Source organism: Mesorhizobium sp. B2-7-2, assembly GCF_006440775.1.
Classification (GTDB): Bacteria; Pseudomonadota; Alphaproteobacteria; order Rhizobiales; family Rhizobiaceae; genus Mesorhizobium.
Genome location: NZ_VFTZ01000040.1, coordinates 1 through 17,661, shown reverse-complemented (window position 1 = coordinate 17,661; position 17,661 = coordinate 1). Strand labels below are relative to the sequence as shown.

Below are 17,661 nucleotides of genomic sequence, written 5' to 3'. Positions count from 1 at the left end.
GCGGTTTTCCGTGTCGCCCGCCACGATTGGATGGTGGCGGGGCAAAGGAAGGAAGACTTTTATGATCCAGAAAAACTGGCAGGAACTGATCAAGCCGAACAAGATCGAGTTCTCGTCGAAGAAGAAGACGCTGACCACGCTGGTGGCCGAGCCGCTCGAACGCGGCTTTGGCCTGACGCTGGGCAACGCGCTGCGGCGTGTGCTTTTGTCTTCGTTGCGCGGCGCGGCTGTCACCGCCGTGCAGATCGACGGCGTGCTGCATGAATTCTCGTCCATCGCCGGCGTGCGCGAGGACGTGACCGACATCGTGCTCAACATCAAGGAAATTGCCATCCGCATGGAAGGCGATGGCCCCAAGCGCATGGTCGTGCGCAAGCAGGGCCCGGGCGCAGTGCTCGCCGGCGACATCCAGACGGTCGGCGACGTGGAGATCCTCAACCCCGACCACGTCATCTGCACGCTGGACGAGGGCGCCGAGATCCGCATGGAGTTCACCGTCGACACCGGCAAGGGCTATGTGCCGGCCGAGCGCAACCGCGCCGAGGACGCGCCGATCGGGCTGATCCCGGTCGACAGCCTCTATTCGCCGGTCAAGAAGGTCTCCTACAAGGTCGAGAATACCCGCGAGGGCCAGGTTCTCGACTATGACAAGCTGACCATGACGATCGAGACCAACGGCTCGATCTCGGGCGAGGACGCGGTCGCTTTCGCCGCCCGCATCCTGCAGGACCAGCTTGGCCTGTTCGTCAACTTCGACGAGCCGCAGAAGGAAGTCGCCACCGAGGCCGTCACCGAGCTCGCCTTCAACCCGGCGCTGCTCAAGAAGGTCGACGAGCTCGAGCTTTCGGTGCGTTCGGCCAACTGCCTGAAGAACGACAACATCGTCTACATCGGCGACCTGATCCAGAAGACCGAAGCCGAGATGCTGCGCACCCCGAACTTCGGCCGCAAGTCGCTGAACGAGATCAAGGAAGTGCTGGCGGCCATGGGCCTCCATCTCGGCATGGAAGTGCCGGACTGGCCGCCGGAAAACATCGAAGACCTCGCCAAGCGTTACGAAGACCAATATTGAGCATGAATTCCAAGGATCGGCGGCGAGAGCCGCTCGATCCGACGGTCATGCGGAAAACCATCAGAGGCCGTGGCCTCTTGAACAACTGAAGAAGGAAAAGAGCCATGCGCCACGGTTTCAAAGGCCGTCGTTTCGCCCGCAGCATCAGCCACCGCAAGTCGATGTTCGCCAATCTCGCCGTCTCGCTGATCGAGCACGAGCAGATCGTCACCACCTTGCCGAAGGCGAAGGACCTGCGTCCGATCGTCGAGAAGCTCGTGACGCTCGGCAAGCGCGGCGACCTGCACGCCCGCCGCCAGGTGATCGCGCAGATCGGCAATGAAGGCGTCGTCAAGCGCCTGTTCGAGACCATCGCCCCGCGCTACGCCACCCGCAATGGCGGCTATCTGCGCATCATGAAGGCGGGCTTCCGCAAGGGCGACAACGCCGCGATGGCGGTGATCGAATTCGTCGATCGCGATACCTCGGCCAAGGGCGCCGCCGACCGCGCCCGCATAGAGGCTGAGGGCGCCAACGAGGAAGCCGCGGCCGCCTGAGGTCGCTGTTTCGCCAATGACTTCGAGGGGCCTGCGGGCCCCTTTTTGCATTTGGATCAGGTCTGAGCGGGGTGAGCGGAATTTCACGCCCAGGCTCAAGCTTTTGCGCGACAAGTGTCGCATTTGTGTGCATTAGCCTTTCATTCTGCACATTCGTCGAGACAATGGCGCCCTATCTGGAGGGATTCGAGAATGCACCTCAAACGACTGTTTCTTGTTGCCGCGCTGGCGGTCTTTGCCGCGGCACCGGCCGCAAGACAGGCTTTTGCCGAGGACGCCGCCAAGCCGGCCGATCCGGGCCTCTCCGACGTGCTGACCGATCTCTTGCATGGCGTCGAAGGCGAGAACGGCACGTCCGGCCCCGACAAGCGCGTGCCGTTCGGCCGCGAGGAGGTGCAGCTCTCCTTCGCGCCGCTGGTCAAGCAGACGGCGCCGGCCGTCGTCAATGTCTATGCCTCGCAAACCGCCAAGGTGACCTCGCCATTCGAAGGCGATCCCTTCTTCGAGGAGTTCTTCGGCCGTGCGCAGCCGCGCGCGCAATCCTCGCTGGGCTCCGGCGTGCTGGTGGATCCGAGCGGCGTGATCGTCACCAACTTCCACGTCATCAAGGACGCCGACGAGGTGAAGGTCGCAACCGCCGACGGACGCGAGTTCACCTCCAAGGTCATGCTCAAGGACGAGACGCTCGATCTCGCCGTGCTCAAGATCTCGGCCGACAAGCCGTTTCCTGTGATCGCCATCGGCGATTCCGACGCGCTTGAGGTCGGCGACCTTGTGCTCGCCATCGGCAATCCGTTCGGTGTCGGCCAGACCACCACCAGCGGCATTGTCTCGGCGCTCGCCCGCAGCCATATCGGCGTTTCGGATTCGGGCTATTTCATCCAGACCGATGCCGCCATCAATCCCGGCAACTCCGGCGGCGCGCTGATCAACATGGGCGGCCAGCTGGTCGGCATCAACACGGCCATCTACAGCCGCAGCGGCGGTTCGATCGGCATCGGCTTCGCCATTCCTTCGAACATGGTTCGCGCCTTCGCCGACGCCGCCAAGGCCGGGCTCGACTTCTTCGAGCGTCCCTATATCGGTGCGGAATTCGAACTGGTGACGCCGCAGATCGCAGAGTCGCTCGGCATGGAGAAACCCACCGGCGCATTGGTGTCGTCCGTGGACGCCACCGGGCCGGCGGGCAAGGCGGGGCTCAAGGCTGGCGACGTCATCTTGTCGCTCAACAACACGCCGGTCGAAAGCATCGAGGCGCTCGACTATCGCATGGCGACGCTGTCGATCGGCACCAAGGCGACCTTCGCCGTGCTGAGCAAGGGGCAGCAGGCGACGCTGGAAATCGCGCTCGAGCGCGCACCGGAAGGCGCCAAGCCCAGCGAGGTCACCTTGCGTGGCCGCAGTCCCTTTTCCGGCGCCAAGGTGGCGGAACTGTCGCCCAGGCTTGCCCAGCGGCTTGGCCTTCGCACCGACCTCAAGGGCGTCACCGTCATCGATATCAGCCGCGATTCGCCGGCCGCCGATTTCGGTTTCCAGCCGGGCGATATCGTGCGCGAGGTGAACGGCACCACCATCGAGACCGCGGCGACACTGGCGCAGGTTGCCCAGCAGGATACGCGCTGGTGGCGCTTTACCGTTGAGCGCGGCGGGCAGATACTGCGCCAGATGTTGCGTTATTGAGGCGATCTGCCCATTTAGAGCATGATCCCGAACTGAAGGCCCGCGTAGCAAAAGTGGGAACCGGTGTTCGGACAAGATCGTGCTCGCAAAAGAGCGGTATCGCGTTTCAACCAAAAGACTTGCATGGCCGATCTGTTCAGTTCCGATGAGCCGGAAAAGGCGCCGCCCGGGCGGCCGCTGGCCGATCGGTTGCGCCCAAAAAACCTCGGCGAGGTCGTGGGTCAGGAGCATCTGACCGGGCCTGACGGCGCGCTGACCAGGCTGATCGATTCCGGCTCACTCGGCTCGATGATCTTCTGGGGTCCCCCCGGCACCGGCAAGACGACGGTGGCGCGGCTGCTCGCCGGCGAGACCAACCTTGCCTTCGAGCAGATCTCGGCCGTCTTTTCCGGCGTCGCGGACCTCAAGAAAGTGTTCGAGGCGGCCAAGCTCAGGCGCTCCAACGGCCGCCAGACGCTGCTCTTCGTCGACGAGATCCATCGCTTCAACCGCGCGCAGCAGGACGGTTTTTTGCCGGTGATGGAAGACGGCACCGTGGTGCTGGTCGGCGCCACGACGGAGAACCCGTCCTTCGAATTGAATGCCGCGCTTTTGTCCCGCGCGCGCGTGCTGGTGTTCCGTTCGCTGGGTGAGGACAGCATCGCCAAGCTTCTGGCCCGGGCGGAAGAAACCGAGGGCAGGGCGCTGCCGCTCGACGAAGAAGCGCGCGCCATGCTGATCCGCATGGCGGATGGCGACGGCCGCGCCTCGCTGACGCTGGCTGAGGAAGTCTGGCGCGCCGCCAAGAAAGGCGAGGTGTTCGGGCCGGAAGGCCTGCAGCGCGTCATCCAGCGCCGTGCGCCGATCTACGACAAGGGCCAGGACGGCCATTACAATCTGATCTCGGCGCTACACAAATCGGTACGCGGCTCCGATCCGGATGCTGCGCTCTACTATCTTGCTCGCATGTTCGATGCCGGCGAGGATCCGCTTTATCTCGGCCGCCGCCTCGTGCGCATGGCGGTGGAGGATATCGGGCTCGCCGACCCACAGGCGCTTGTCGTGGCCAATGCGGCCAAGGACGCCTATGACTATCTAGGCTCGCCAGAGGGCGAACTCGCCTTTGCCCAGGCCGCCGTTTATCTGGCCACGGCGCCGAAATCGAACGCCGTCTACACGGCCTTCAAGGCCGCGACCGCGGCAGCCAAGGAGTTCGGCTCGCTGCTGCCGCCGAAGCACATTCTCAATGCCCCGACCAAGCTGATGAAGCAGGAGGATTACGGCGCCGGCTATCGCTACGACCATGATGAGCCGGAGGCGTTTTCGGGACAGGACTATTTTCCGGAGAAGATGGGCCGGCGCACTTTCTACGATCCGCCGGAACGCGGTTTCGAGCGCGATATCCGCAAGCGGCTGGAATACTGGGCGAAGCTGCGCGGCGAACGGAGCAGCTGAGTTGCGCGGCCCGGCGGTCGGCACGCTTCGACGCGAAGCCGCGTCGTGGTGGACCACACCCGCTGCGGCATTGTGCCGGGAAACAAAAAATCCTATCAAGACGCACGGCTGGCGGGGGTTGCCGTGATTTTGTCCCATGGAACAGGATCGCGCTCCCGCGCGAATGACAATGACAAAGCAAACCGTCAAGACGCTCCGCAAGGCCGCCATCGCCGCCGTAGTTCTCGCGCTCGCCTTCTACTTCATCCCGATCCTGACCACGATCTGGGTCGTCTGCGGCCTGATCGATGTCATGCGCAACGACCAGAAGAGCCAAAACCTGTTCGAGCGCTACTTCCTCGGCAATGGCCTGTTCACCTGGCTGTTGTCGCCGTTCAACCTGATCGTCGACCTTCTCAGCTACCGCAACCCCGGGGTCTGGAAGCCCGAGCAGTTCCCCGAGGATTATCAGCGCGAGATCAACGAGGTGCTGGGCGTCTTCAAGGCGCGCAAGGACGAGATCATCGCCGATATCGATGCCAATTTCGGCGCCGGCCGACGCGGCATGTATGTCTACCAGTGGTACGGCAAGCACAAGATCGATAACGTCCCCGAATTCAACAAGGATTACAAATACATCAAGACGATCGCGGTATCCGTTTTCAGCAAGCGCGAATCGACGTCCTGGCACTTCGGTCCGCTCCGGCTCAGCCTGCGCATCCTCTACAATCTGATACCGGTGAAGGCCGAGATCTTCGTCCAGTGCGGCAGCAAGAAGAACTACTGGTACGACAATCCGCTGTTCATCTTCGATGACACGCTGTTCCACCGCTCGGTCAACGAATATGACGGCCGCCGCTACTGCGTCTTCGTCGACATCATCCGGCCGTCTCCGTTCCCAAAACTGATCGCGGGCCTTCTCGCCATCGTCTCCGTCAGCGTGGAGCGCATCAATTCGGTCTTCTACAAGAACTGGAAGATGATCGGCTCGTCGAAGCCGAAGGCGGCCGCCAACTGACCACGGCGGAACCTCGCATCGATCCGCCTTAAACCAACGTCCAATGGCGCGGAGGAGCCGCGACCGTTAGGACTCCGGCACAATTCCAGGACATGCGTAGCGATTTTTCGTCCGGAAATTGCGCAGGATCAAATACGCTTTCCGGTCAGCGTTCTATCGAAGCTGATCTGCCATTGGCAGCGGAATTGTCTAGCGAGCATGACGACGGAGCGGCAGGAGGTTCCGCTCACCGGGAGGATTAGGTTGATTGGACGGCAACCAGCCGTGCACGCGGACCAGGTCCAGGCCTCGGTCGCCAAGAGCGATGCAGCCCATTCGGCGGTCGTCGCCTCGTGGCGGCGATCCCTCCAATTGCACGGCCTGGACCCCGCAGCACGCACGGCGCCGAGGCGACTGACCGAAGGCGAGCTCAGGCTCACGAGGCAGCGCATGGAGCGGCTGATCCGCGCGGCCGAACCCAGCCTCAATCGGCTCTATCTCGCAGTGGGCGGCGTCGGCTGCTGCGTCATGCTGGCGGATCGCGACGGCATACCGGTCGAGCGCCGGGGCGCGGTCGCGGACGACGAGACATTCGATGAATGGGGCCTGTGGACCGGCACCGTCTGGAGCGAGGACAGCGAAGGCACCAACGGCATCGGCACCTGCATCGCCGACCAGCGCGCTCTGACCATCCACCGCGATCAGCATTTCTTCTCCCGCAACACGCTGCTGAGCTGCACCACGGCTCCGGTCTATGACCATGAGGGCAATCTGGCGGCGGCGCTCGATGTCTCGTCCTGCCGGTCGGACCTGACCGAGGGCTTTGTGCAGCTCATCGCGGTTGCCGTGGGCGACGCCGCGCGCCGGATCGAAGCGGAAAACTTCCGCATGGTGTTTTCGGATGCCCGCATCTTGCTCGCACCCGTCACCGAGCGCAGCGCCGGTGCGCTGATAGCGGTCGATTCGGATGATCTTGTGATCGGCGCGACGCGCTCTGCCCGTCTTGGTCTGGGCATAACGCGGGAAGCGCTGGCGAGAGGACTGCTTGCCACCGATATTCTCGGCGACTGCGCAAAGACCGCTGAGGATTTGGACGATGCCGAACGAGGTGTGGTTCAGCGGGCGCTGGCGCGCGCCGGCGGCAACGTCTCGGCCGCCGCGCAAAACCTCGGCATCTCCCGCGCCACCCTGCATCGCAAGCTCGCCCGCTTCGACATTCGCCGCCCGCATTGATTGCAGACCGGACTGTCGCAGTTCTGCGACAGTCGGGCGCCACGATCATCCAGCCCCGGGATGACAAACCTGAGCCCATCCGCAACCCTTCCTCCATAGCGCCGCATCCCGCGGCGTGCTCATTGGGAGGCAGTGATGAACAAGGTGGAATTCTCGCGCACGGCCAAGGTTCCTTTCGCCAAGCGCTATGACAACTTCATCGGCGGCAAATGGGCGGCGCCGCTCTCCGGCAGATATTTCGACAACATCTCGCCGGTCACCGGCCGGCCGCTCTGTGAGATTGCTCGGTCGGACGCCAATGACATCGAGGCCGCGCTTGATGCTGCCCACAAGGCCAAGGACGCCTGGGGCAAGACCAGCCCTGCGGCCCGCGCGCTGATCCTCAACCGCATCGCCGATCGCATGGAAGACAATCTCGACCTGCTGGCGCTCGCCGAGACCTGGGACAATGGCAAGCCGATCCGCGAGACGACCGCCGCCGACCTGCCTCTGGCCATCGACCATTTCCGCTATTTCGCCGGCGTGCTGCGCAGCCAGGAAGGCTCGATCTCCGAAATCGACCACGACACCGTCGCCTACCATTTCCATGAGCCGCTCGGTGTCGTCGGCCAGATCATTCCGTGGAACTTCCCGTTGCTGATGGCGGTGTGGAAGCTGGCGCCGGCGCTCGCCGCCGGCAATTGCGTGGTGCTGAAGCCCGCCGAGCAGACACCCGCCACGATCATGCTGTGGGCCGACCTCATCGGCGATCTCTTGCCCGAAGGCGTGCTCAACATCGTCAACGGCTTCGGCTTGGAGGCCGGCAAGCCGCTCGCCTCGTCGAACCGCATCGCCAAGATCGCCTTCACCGGCGAGACCACCACCGGCCGCCTGATCTCGCAATATGCCAGCCAAAACCTCATTCCGGTGACGCTCGAGCTTGGCGGCAAATCGCCCAACATCTTCTTCCAGGACGTGACCGCCGAAGACGACGATTTCTTCGACAAGGCGATCGAGGGCTTCGTCATGTTCGCGCTCAACCAGGGCGAGGTCTGCACGTGCCCCAGCCGCGCGCTGGTGCACGAGAAGATCTACGATAAGTTCATCGAGCGCGCGCTGAAGCGTGTCGAGGCAATCGTCCAGGGCGATCCGCTCGATCCCGTCACCATGATCGGCGCGCAGGCCTCGAGCGAGCAGTTGGAAAAGATCCTGTCCTACTTCGACATCGGCCGCCAGGAAGGCGCCGAGGTCTTGACCGGCGGCGAGCAGAACCATCTGCCGGGCGACCTTGCCGGCGGCTACTATGTCAAGCCGACCGTGTTCAAGGGCAACAACAAGATGCGCATCTTCCAGGAGGAGATCTTTGGACCCGTCGTGTCCGTGACGACCTTCAAGGACGATGACGAGGCGCTGTCGATCGCCAACGACACCCTCTACGGCCTCGGCGCCGGCATCTGGAGCCGCGACGCGAACCGCTGCTACCGCTTCGGCCGCGCTATCCAGGCCGGACGTGTCTGGACCAACTGCTATCACGCCTATCCGGCGCATGCCGCCTTCGGCGGCTATAAGCAGTCGGGCATCGGCCGCGAGACGCACAAGATGATGCTCGACCACTATCAGCAGACCAAGAACATGCTGGTCAGCTACAGCCCGAAGAAGCTCGGCTTCTTCTGATCCTGCCAGGGCGCAGGGAGGGCGCGGTCCACCCGCGTCCTCCCGTCAGTTAAGGAGGATTTGATGGACAACGCTTCGTTGGGCAAAGTGTCGGCCACGCCGGAGGCCGAGGCGCTGCTCGCCGAGATCATCACCGATCACGGCCCGGTTCTGTTCCACCAGTCCGGCGGCTGCTGCGACGGGTCGTCGCCGATGTGCTACCCGCGTGGCGAGTTCATGATCGGCGACAATGACGTGAAATTGGGCGAAATCGGCGATACGCCGGTCTATATCGGCGCCTCGCAATATGAGGCGTGGAAGCACACCGACCTCATCATCGACGTGGTGAAGGGCAGGGGCGGCATGTTCTCGCTCGATAATGGCCGCGAGAAGCGCTTCCTGACCCGCTCGACCATATGCGCGGTACCTTCGGAGAGTTGATCTGATGACGCGACAATTGGGGTAATCGTCGCGCTTTGTTGGTCTTTGGCTCGCAACCTGTTCGCCTTAGTGCTATGGCGCCGCTTTGGAATGGAAAAGCGAAGTTATGGCGGGTGTTGAACAGATCACGGTTGAGGCCGGCGAGGCGGGCATGCGGCTCGATCGCTGGTTCAAGGTCCATTATCCGGGCCTCGGCTTCGGCCATCTGCAGAAACTGCTTCGGTCGGGGCAAATCCGCGTCGATGGCGGCCGGGTGAAGGCCGACACGCGTGTCGAGCCAGGCCAGTCTGTTCGCGTTCCGCCGCTCGACGTCGATAAGAAGGGGGATGCGCCGCTCACCGGCCACTCGATCCGCAACCAGGGCGATGCCGACGTGCTCGCCAAGATGCTTCTGCATGAGGACCCGAAAGTCTTCGTCTTCAACAAGCCGGCGGGGCTCGCCGTGCAGGGCGGCTCCGGCGTCACCCGCAATGTCGACGACATGCTGGAAGCCTGGCGCAACCAGAAGGGCGAGAAGCCGCGCCTCGTCCACCGCCTCGACCGTGACACCTCCGGCGTGCTGGTGGTTGCCCGCACCCGTCTTGCCGCGATGAAGCTGTCGGAAGCGTTCCGCGCGCGCGAGACCAAGAAAACCTACTGGGCGCTGGTCAAGGGCGTGCCGCCCAAGCGCGAGGACAAGATCTCGACCTGGCTGATCAAGGAGCCGACGGAGGATGGCGACCGCGTGCGCGTGGCCGCGCATGGCGAGAAGGGCGCCGACCACGCCGTCTCCTACTACCGTGTCATCGAGCAGGCGGCGCAGACGATGACCTGGCTGGAGATGGAGCCCTATACCGGCCGCACTCACCAGCTTCGCGTTCACGCCGCCTACATAGGTTGCCCGATCATCGGCGATCCCAAATATTTCGAGGCCGATACCAACTGGGATTTCCCGGGCGGCATTCAAAACCGCCTGCACCTGCATGCGCGCCGCATCATCATCCCGCATCCGGACCATGGCGTCATCGACGTCACGGCGCCGATGCCGCCGCATATGCGCCAGAGCTGGAACCTGATCGGCTTCGACGACCGGAGCGCGGAGGACTGACTTGGCCGTCGCCCCCGCATTGGATCGCCGCGATGCGGTCGACACAGCCGCGGCGGCCATCATGGTCGGGCTGACCTTTTCCTGGGGACTGAACTATGTCGCCGCCAAGGTGTCATACTCCGGCTACGACCCTGTCTTCGTCTCGATCGCACGTTCGCTCATTGGGGGAGCCTGCGTGTTCGCCTGGTGCCGGCTGCGCGGCATCAAGCTCTTCGAAGCGGATCGGACGCTGGCCGCCGGCATCGTCGTCGGCGTGCTCTTCGGCATCGAGTTCCTGTGTCTCTATATCGGCCTCGAACATACGACCGTTGCCCGCAACACGCTCTTGGTCAACACCATGCCGTTCTGGGTGCTGATCGGCGGACATTTCCTGCTTGGCGAGCGCATCAATGCGCGCAAGCTCGGTGGCCTTGTTCTCGCCTTCTGCGGCCTGGCGGCGGTCTTCTCCGACGGCATCACTGCCGGCAGCGGCGCGACACTGACCGGCGATCTGCTCAGTCTCGGCTCAGGCGTTCTCTGGGCGGCGACCAGCATCGTCATCAAACGATCGAGGCTGGTCGACACGCGCGCGGAGAAACTGCTGCTCTATCAGCTGGCCGGCGCTGCCGTCGTCGGCGTCCTGGTGATGCCTTTCGCCGGCCCGCCCATCCGCGCGCTTGCCGTCCTGCCGACACTGGCGCTGCTGTTCCAGTCTTTCTATATCGTCGCCTTCACCTATGTGTTGTGGTTCTGGCTGCTCACGCGCTATCCGGCGGCCGGCTTGTCGAGCTTCGCCTTTCTGTCGCCGGTGTTCGGCGTCCTGTGCGGCGCGGTGCTGTTGGGCGAGCTGCCGACGACCAGGATTTTCCTGGCGCTCGGCCTGATTGCCGCCGGGCTGATCATCGTCAATCGGCCGGCGCGCAGACAGCCCACACCATAGATCAGCCCGCGGAACGGCAAGGTTGCCCTATCTCTTTGTGTTGACGCGATTGCGGATGCAAAACCGCTTCACAATTTTCCTCAAATTGCTTTAAGGAGTTCGGCATGCGCGACATCCTCGAAGACCTCGAAGCCGGCAAGCTGCTTTCGGATCCCGATCCTGTGCGCCGCGCCCAAATTCAGATGAAGACGCCGCTGCCGAAGCGTTTCTACAAGGCTGTTTCGGTAGCTCCTGTCGAGAATGGCTTTGCCGTTCATCTCGACGGCCGCCCCGTGCGCACGCCGGGCAAGGCTGTGATGGTGCTGCCGACCGAAAAGGCTGCAGCACTTGTGGCCGCTGAATTCAGCGCGCAAGGCGAGGTCATCGATCCCGTGACGATGCCGGTCATGCGGCTGGTGAACACCGCCATCGACGGCGTCGCCTCTGATCCGCAGGCGGTGCTGGAAGATATCCTGCGCTTCGCCTCGTCCGATCTTCTTTGCTACCGCGCCGACGGCCCGCAAGCCCTGGTCGACCGCCAGAACAAGCATTGGGACCCGGTGCTGGACTGGACGCGCAGCAGCCTCAGCGCGCGCTTCAATCTTGCCGAAGGCGTCATCCATGTCGAGCAGCCGCGCGAGACAATCGCGGTCCTCGGCGCGCATCTTGGCCAGCGCTCGGAGCCGATGCGGCTGGCCGCCATCCATGTCATGACCGCGCTGACCGGCTCGGCGCTGCTGGCTTTAGCGGTCGATTTCGGCGAGCTCGACGGCGAGGAAGCCTGGGCGGCCGGCCATGTCGACGAGGATTGGCAGATCGAGCATTGGGGCCAGGATGCGGAGGCCTTGGCGCGCCGCTTGGCGCGCAAGCGCGACATGATGGCGGCGGTCAGCCTGCTCGAGGCACTACAAGGCCAAAGCAATTCCAGGAAAAGTGCGTAGCGGTTTTCCGTCCGGAATCGCGTAAACAAAACCTGGAGTGGATCGGCAATCTCCAGAGCCGAGCCACTCCACGCCTTCGCACTGCACCTAATACCAAAGTCATAATCCCATTGTCGCGGTGCCTTTCGCACGCCCTTTCTGTCATTTTTCCTTCGTTGGCTGCGTTTTCGAGTCCGCGTTCGCAGGGAGCGCGGACGGTGGCGCGCAGCCATCGAGGACAGACGGGATCTCACGGGAGGATACATCAATGGCAATGGCTTCGGCCGCCGGCAGAACCAGCCGCGGCATGACGCGGGAGGAGAAGAAAGTCATCTTCGCCTCCTCGCTCGGCACCGTTTTCGAATGGTACGATTTCTATCTCTACGGCTCGCTGGCCGCCTTCATCGGCTCGACCTTCTTCAGCCCGGCGATTCCCGAGGCGACGCGCAACATCTTTGCGCTGCTTGCCTTTGCCGCCGGCTTCCTTGTTCGCCCGTTCGGCGCGCTGCTTTTCGGGCGCATCGGCGATCTTGTCGGCCGCAAATATACCTTCCTCGTCACCATGACGATCATGGGCCTGTCGACCTTCCTAGTCGGCTTGCTGCCTGGCTACGCAACCTTGGGCATCTTGGCTCCCGTGATCCTGATCGGGTTGCGCATGTTGCAAGGCCTGGCGCTCGGCGGCGAATATGGCGGTGCCGCGACCTATGTCGCCGAGCACGCGCCTGACGACCGCCGCGGCTACTACACATCGTGGATCCAGACCACGGCGACGCTCGGCCTGTTCCTGTCGCTGATCGTCATCTTGGTCGTGCAAGGCTCGCTCAGCAAGGAAACCTACGCCGTCTGGGGCTGGCGCATTCCCTTCATCGTCTCTTTCCTGTTGCTTGCCATTTCGATCTGGATCCGGCTGTCGCTCTCGGAGTCGCCAACTTTCCAGCGCATGAAGGAAGAGGGCAAGGGCTCCAAGGCGCCGCTGTCGGAAGCCTTCGGTCAATGGAAGAACGCCAAGATCGCGCTGCTGGCGCTGCTCGGCCTCACCGCCGGCCAGGCCGTGATCTGGTACAACGGGCAGTTCTACGCCCTGTTCTTCCTCACGAACGTGCTGAAGGTCGATGCGTGGTCGGTCAACATCATGATCGCTATCGCGCTTGCCGTCGGCTCGATCTTCTTCGTCGTCTTCGGCTGGCTGTCGGACAAGATCGGCCGCAAGCCGATCATCATGGCAGGCCTTGCGCTCGGCATCGTCTGCACCTTCCCGCTGTTCAAGGCGCTAACTTGGGCCGCCAATCCGGCTCTGGCCACCGCCCAGCAGAACACCCGCGCGACCGTGACGGCGGCGCCCGGCGACTGCAAGTTCCAGTTCAATCCTGTCGGCACGGCGAAATTCACGACGTCATGCGACATCGCGACCTCGTTCCTGACCAAGAACTCGGTGCCTTACGACGTCGTTGCGACGGCGGCGTCCGGCACGGCTGCCACGGTCAAGATCGGCAATGAGACGGTGGCGTCCTATGACGCCGTTGCCGCTGGCGATCAGGCCAAGGCCAAGGAGGCGGCCTTCCAGAAAGCGGTGAACATGTCGCTGCGGGACGGCGGCTATCCGCTGAAGCGCGCAGCAGCCAAGGTGCCGGATCAGAAGCTCGACGCCTTCGTCGCGGCCAACCCCGAGCTCAAGCTCGATGCCGCGGCCATCCGCGGCGGCGAAAAGGCGACGGTTCCGGCCGACAAGGCGATCGCCGACAAGCTGCTGACCAAGGACGAGGCGGCGGGTGCGCCCGAAGTCACCGTCTACAACATCCCGGGCGGCGGTCCGTTCGCCATGACTGCCGATCCGGCAGCCATCAACTGGCCGCTCACGATCGGCATCCTGTTCATCCTGGTGCTGTTCGTGACCATGGTCTATGGGCCGATCGCGGCCATCCTGGTCGAGATGTTCCCGACCCGCATTCGCTACACCGGCATGTCGCTGCCCTACCACATCGGCAATGGCTGGTTCGGCGGTCTGCTGCCGGCAACGGTGTTCGCGCTCAGCGCCTACAAGGGCGATATCTACTACGGTCTCTGGTATCCGGTGATCATCGCGGCAATGTCGCTTATCATCGGCATGATCTTCGTCAGGGATACGCTCGGCACAGACCTGCACGCCAAGGAATGACCTCGGTCATCCCGTTCAAACAGAAGGCCCGGCGTGAGCGATCGCGCCGGGCTTTTTTCATGCCCAATTGGAAGAAAGCGGTCAGCTCAGCTCTTGCGCTGCTGGTTCTCTTCCTCGATTGCCGCTTCGTGGTACCAGCCGTCGAAGTCGGCGTGCTCGCCGCGAAGCGCTGCAAGTTCTGCCGCGAATTTGGCCTTGGCGCCTAAATTTGAGGCAGACTTGCGTGCTGCGAGCGGGAACAGCAGGACTTTTGCCGACGGCCGCGATGGCGTGACTTGCATTGCCGATCTCCTCGCCTTTTCAGGAGCGTGCCGATTCACCTTCCCGTCAAAATATGCCCTGCGACTCCTTTAGGCAATATGCTTACAAAAAGATCAGCAAATGCCTATTTTATAAGCAAAATCGGCGCCTGAACGATCCAGTCGCATTGCTGAGACGGCTCAACAAAATCAACGTGTTGCCATGACCATTTTGCCGCACCTCGCGAAGGCCGAGTGGCATACGAATTGCTTTTGACCGTCGGCAGGCCGGCTCGAGCCGGCCGAGCGTCGCCACCCTTTGGCGGTGATCAAGCAACGAGAGGCTCTAGAATGACCAAATACAAGCTCGAGTATATCTGGCTGGACGGCTACACACCGGTCCCCAATCTGCGCGGCAAGACCCAGATCAAGGAATTCGCCGAGTTCCCGACGCTCGAGCAGCTGCCGCTATGGGGCTTCGATGGGTCCTCCACGAACCAGGCCGAGGGCCGCAGCTCCGATTGCGTGCTGAAGCCGGTCGCGCTTTATCCGGATCCGGCTCGCACCAACGGCATTCTGGTCATGTGCGAAGTCATGATGCCCGATGGCGTCACCCCGCATGAATCCAATAGCCGCGCGACCATCCTCGACGACGAGGATGCGTGGTTCGGCTTCGAGCAGGAATATTTCTTCTACAAGGACGGCCGTCCGCTCGGCTTCCCCGAGAGCGGCTACCCGGCCCCGCAGGGTCCGTATTACACTGGCGTCGGCTACAAGAATGTCGGCGATGTCGCCCGCCAGATCGTCGAGGAGCATCTCGACCTTTGCCTCGCCGCCGGCATCAACCATGAAGGTATCAACGCCGAAGTGGCCAAGGGCCAGTGGGAATTCCAGATTTTCGGCAAGGGCTCCAAGAAGGCCGCCGACCAGATCTGGATGGCGCGCTACCTGCTGCTGCGTCTGACCGAAAAATACGGCATCGACATCGAGTTCCACTGCAAGCCGCTCGGCGACACCGACTGGAACGGCTCGGGCATGCACTGCAACTTCTCGACCAAATACATGCGTGAAGTCGGCGGCAAGGCCTATTTCGAGGCGCTGATGGCGCAGTTCGACAAGAACCTGATGGATCATATCGCGGTCTACGGCCCGGACAACGACAAGCGCTTGACCGGCAAGCACGAGACCGCGCCGTGGAACAAGTTCTCCTACGGCGTCGCCGACCGCGGCGCTTCGATCCGCGTGCCGCACTCCTTCGTCAAGAACGACTACAAGGGCTACCTGGAAGACCGTCGCCCGAACTCGCAGGGCGACCCCTACCAGATCGCCTCGCAGGTGCTGAAGACGATCTCGCAGGTTTCGATCGCCGCGGTTTCGGCTGCCGCCTGATCTCCTCGCTTGCCAGGGGCGCAGGCCCCCGGCGCGATGAGCACGCTAGAAAAGCCCCAGCGGAAACCCGCTGGGGCTTTTTGCATGGGATAAGCCGGCAAATACAGGCCCGCCTGCCGCTGTCAGGCGGCAATGACGTCACGCGATTTGAGCGCTGCCACAATATCTTGGCGTGGGGCAGGGCGCGGGCGTGCGGTTCCCGTCGTGGTTGACCAAGGCGATGAAGATGTCGCCGGAGAAATTCGAACCGGCGGTGCAGGTGCGCCTGCCCGGCCGGCACGCGCCGCGCCAACGCGAAAACCCCGTTTTCAGAAATGAAAAGCCCTTGGAAGGGAGTGCCTTCCAAGGGCGGAATTTTCTATCCGATCAGAAGCTTAGACCGAATAGTACATGTCGTACTCAACCGGGTGCGGGGTCATTTCGAAGCGCATGACCTCGGCCATCTTGAGCTCGATATAGGAGTCGATCTGATCGTCGTCGAAGACGCCGCCGGCCTTCAGGAAGCCGCGGTCCTTGTCGAGGTTCTGCAGCGCTTCGCGCAGCGAGCCGCAAACGGTCGGGATCTTCTTCAGCTCCTTCGGCGGCAGGTCGTAGAGATCCTTGTCCATTGGCTGTCCAGGGTGGATCTTGTTCTTGATGCCATCGAGGCCGGCCATCAGCATGGCGGCGAAGCCGAGATAGGGGTTCGCGCCCGGATCGGGGAAGCGGACCTCGACGCGCTTCGACTTCGGCGAATTGCCGAACGGAATGCGGCAGGAAGCCGAGCGGTTGCGCGCCGAATAGGCGAGCAGCACCGGCGCCTCATAGCCCGGCACCAGACGCTTGTAGGAGTTGGTCAGCGGGTTGGTGAAGGCGTTGATCGCCTTGGCGTGCTTGATGATTCCGCCGATGTAATAGAGGCAGCTCTCCGACAGGCCGGCATATTCGTTGCCGGCGAAGGTCGGCTTGCCGCCCTTCCAGATCGACTGGTGGACGTGCATGCCCGAGCCGTTGTCGCCGAACACCGGCTTCGGCATGAAGGTGGCTGTCTTGCCGTAGGCGTTGGCGACCTGGTGCACGACATACTTGTAGATCAGCATCTTGTCGGCATTGCGCACCAGCGTGTCGAACTTGATGCCGAGCTCGTGCTGCGCGGCGGCGACCTCATGGTGGTGCTTTTCGACTCGCACGCCCATTTCGGCGAGCACGGTCAGCATCTCGGAACGCATGTCCTGGCAGGAATCGATCGGCGGCACCGGGAAATAGCCGCCCTTGATGCGCGGACGGTGGCCGAGATTGCCGGTCTCGTAGTCGGTGTCGTCGTTGGAGGGCAGTTCGGTCGAGTCGAGACGGAAGCCGGTGTTGTAGGGATCGGCCTTGTACTTGACGTCGTCGAACACGAAGAATTCGGCCTCGGGACCGACATAGATGGTGTCGCCGATGCCTTCCGCCTTCATATAGGCCTCGGCCTTCTTGGCGGTGCCGCGCGGATCGCGGTTGTAAGCCTCGCCCGAAATCGGATCGAGGATGTCGCACAGGATGACCATGGTCGACTGGGCGAAGAACGGATCCATGTGGACGGTATCGGTGTCCGGCATCAGCACCATGTCGGACTCGTTGATCGCCTTCCAGCCGGCGATCGAGGAGCCGTCGAACATGACGCCGTCGGCGAACATGTCTTCCTCCACCTCGACGACATCCATCGTCACATGCTGCAGCTTGCCCCGCGGATCGGTGAAGCGCAGGTCGACGAATTTCACGTCGTTGTCCTTGATCTGCTTCATGATGTCTTTGGCTGTCGTCATGTCATTTCTTCCCTGTGTGATGACGTCCGGAAATGGATTGTAGGTTTTGGTCAGATGGCGTCGATGCCGGTCTCGCCCGTGCGGATGCGTACGACTTCCTCTATGTTGGAGACGAAGATTTTTCCATCGCCGATGCGGCCGGTCTGCGCCGCCTTGCGGATGGCCTCGATGGCGCCTTCGAC

Annotated in this window: 16 protein-coding genes; 13 read left to right on the top strand and 3 right to left on the bottom strand. The window is 62.8% G+C overall.

Going from position 1 to position 17,661, the window contains the following annotated elements:
- Nucleotides 1-61 precede the first annotated feature (61 nt).
- From FJ425_RS30095 to FJ425_RS30040, 12 genes are all read left to right on the top strand, one after another.
- Nucleotides 62-1,072 carry a DNA-directed RNA polymerase subunit alpha gene (locus FJ425_RS30095; protein WP_027170350.1) on the top strand — a complete coding sequence of 337 codons (1,011 nt, stop codon included), beginning with the start codon at nt 62-64 and terminating at the stop codon, nt 1,070-1,072.
- 104 nt (nt 1,073-1,176) lie between these two features.
- Nucleotides 1,177-1,608, top strand: coding sequence for a 50S ribosomal protein L17 (gene rplQ, locus FJ425_RS30090; RefSeq protein ID WP_140544883.1), 432 nt, complete (start codon nt 1,177-1,179; stop codon nt 1,606-1,608).
- A 192-nt stretch (nt 1,609-1,800) separates the two neighbouring features.
- Entirely contained in the window at nt 1,801-3,288 is a 1,488-nt protein-coding gene (locus FJ425_RS30085; protein WP_140727815.1) for a DegQ family serine endoprotease, read from the top strand.
- A 123-nt stretch (nt 3,289-3,411) separates the two neighbouring features.
- Nucleotides 3,412-4,722 carry a replication-associated recombination protein A gene (locus tag FJ425_RS30080; protein ID WP_140727813.1) on the top strand — a complete coding sequence of 437 codons (1,311 nt, stop codon included), beginning with the start codon at nt 3,412-3,414 and terminating at the stop codon, nt 4,720-4,722.
- Nucleotides 4,723-4,891: 169 nt separating this feature from the next.
- Entirely contained in the window at nt 4,892-5,719 is an 828-nt protein-coding gene (locus FJ425_RS30075; RefSeq protein WP_140544903.1) for an aspartyl/asparaginyl beta-hydroxylase domain-containing protein, read from the top strand.
- A gap of 264 nt (nt 5,720-5,983) precedes the next feature.
- Nucleotides 5,984-6,931, top strand: a complete 948-nt coding sequence (locus FJ425_RS30070) for a helix-turn-helix domain-containing protein (RefSeq protein ID WP_224638986.1) — start codon at nt 5,984-5,986, stop codon at nt 6,929-6,931.
- A 135-nt stretch (nt 6,932-7,066) separates the two neighbouring features.
- Nucleotides 7,067-8,584, top strand: coding sequence for an aldehyde dehydrogenase (adh, locus tag FJ425_RS30065; RefSeq protein ID WP_140727811.1), 1,518 nt, complete (start codon nt 7,067-7,069; stop codon nt 8,582-8,584).
- 63 nt (nt 8,585-8,647) lie between these two features.
- Nucleotides 8,648-9,004: a DUF779 domain-containing protein gene (locus FJ425_RS30060; RefSeq protein WP_140727809.1), complete on the top strand. Its 357-nt coding sequence runs from the start codon at nt 8,648-8,650 to the stop codon at nt 9,002-9,004.
- Between the two features lie 106 nt (nt 9,005-9,110).
- The gene (locus FJ425_RS30055; protein WP_140727807.1) at nt 9,111-10,091 is read left to right on the top strand and encodes an RluA family pseudouridine synthase; all 981 of its coding nucleotides are present in this window, start codon (nt 9,111-9,113) and stop codon (nt 10,089-10,091) included.
- A gap of 61 nt (nt 10,092-10,152) precedes the next feature.
- A complete protein-coding gene (locus tag FJ425_RS30050) occupies nt 10,153-11,010 on the top strand; it encodes a DMT family transporter (RefSeq protein WP_140727817.1) in 858 nt (285 codons plus the stop codon).
- 104 nt (nt 11,011-11,114) lie between these two features.
- Nucleotides 11,115-11,930, top strand: coding sequence for an ATP12 family chaperone protein (locus tag FJ425_RS30045; protein ID WP_140727805.1), 816 nt, complete (start codon nt 11,115-11,117; stop codon nt 11,928-11,930).
- A gap of 247 nt (nt 11,931-12,177) precedes the next feature.
- The gene (locus FJ425_RS30040; RefSeq protein ID WP_140727803.1) at nt 12,178-14,067 is read left to right on the top strand and encodes an MFS transporter; all 1,890 of its coding nucleotides are present in this window, start codon (nt 12,178-12,180) and stop codon (nt 14,065-14,067) included.
- Between the two features lie 86 nt (nt 14,068-14,153).
- On the opposite strand, the gene FJ425_RS30035 is transcribed toward FJ425_RS30040, so the two are convergent.
- Nucleotides 14,154-14,348, bottom strand: coding sequence for a DUF2735 domain-containing protein (locus FJ425_RS30035; protein WP_140544917.1), 195 nt, complete (start codon nt 14,346-14,348; stop codon nt 14,154-14,156).
- 309 nt (nt 14,349-14,657) lie between these two features.
- Between FJ425_RS30035 and FJ425_RS30030 the strand changes: the two genes are divergently transcribed.
- Nucleotides 14,658-15,695 carry a glutamine synthetase beta-grasp domain-containing protein gene (locus FJ425_RS30030; RefSeq protein ID WP_140727802.1) on the top strand — a complete coding sequence of 346 codons (1,038 nt, stop codon included), beginning with the start codon at nt 14,658-14,660 and terminating at the stop codon, nt 15,693-15,695.
- 374 nt (nt 15,696-16,069) lie between these two features.
- Here the strand turns inward: FJ425_RS30030 and glnA are convergent, their stop codons facing one another.
- Nucleotides 16,070-17,479 (bottom strand): type I glutamate--ammonia ligase, encoded by a 1,410-nt coding sequence (gene glnA / locus FJ425_RS30025; RefSeq protein ID WP_095765489.1) that lies wholly within the window; start codon nt 17,477-17,479, stop codon nt 16,070-16,072.
- Nucleotides 17,480-17,529: 50 nt separating this feature from the next.
- On the bottom strand, nt 17,530-17,661 hold a 132-nt coding region (locus tag FJ425_RS30020; RefSeq protein WP_140727800.1), incomplete at its 5' end, for a P-II family nitrogen regulator.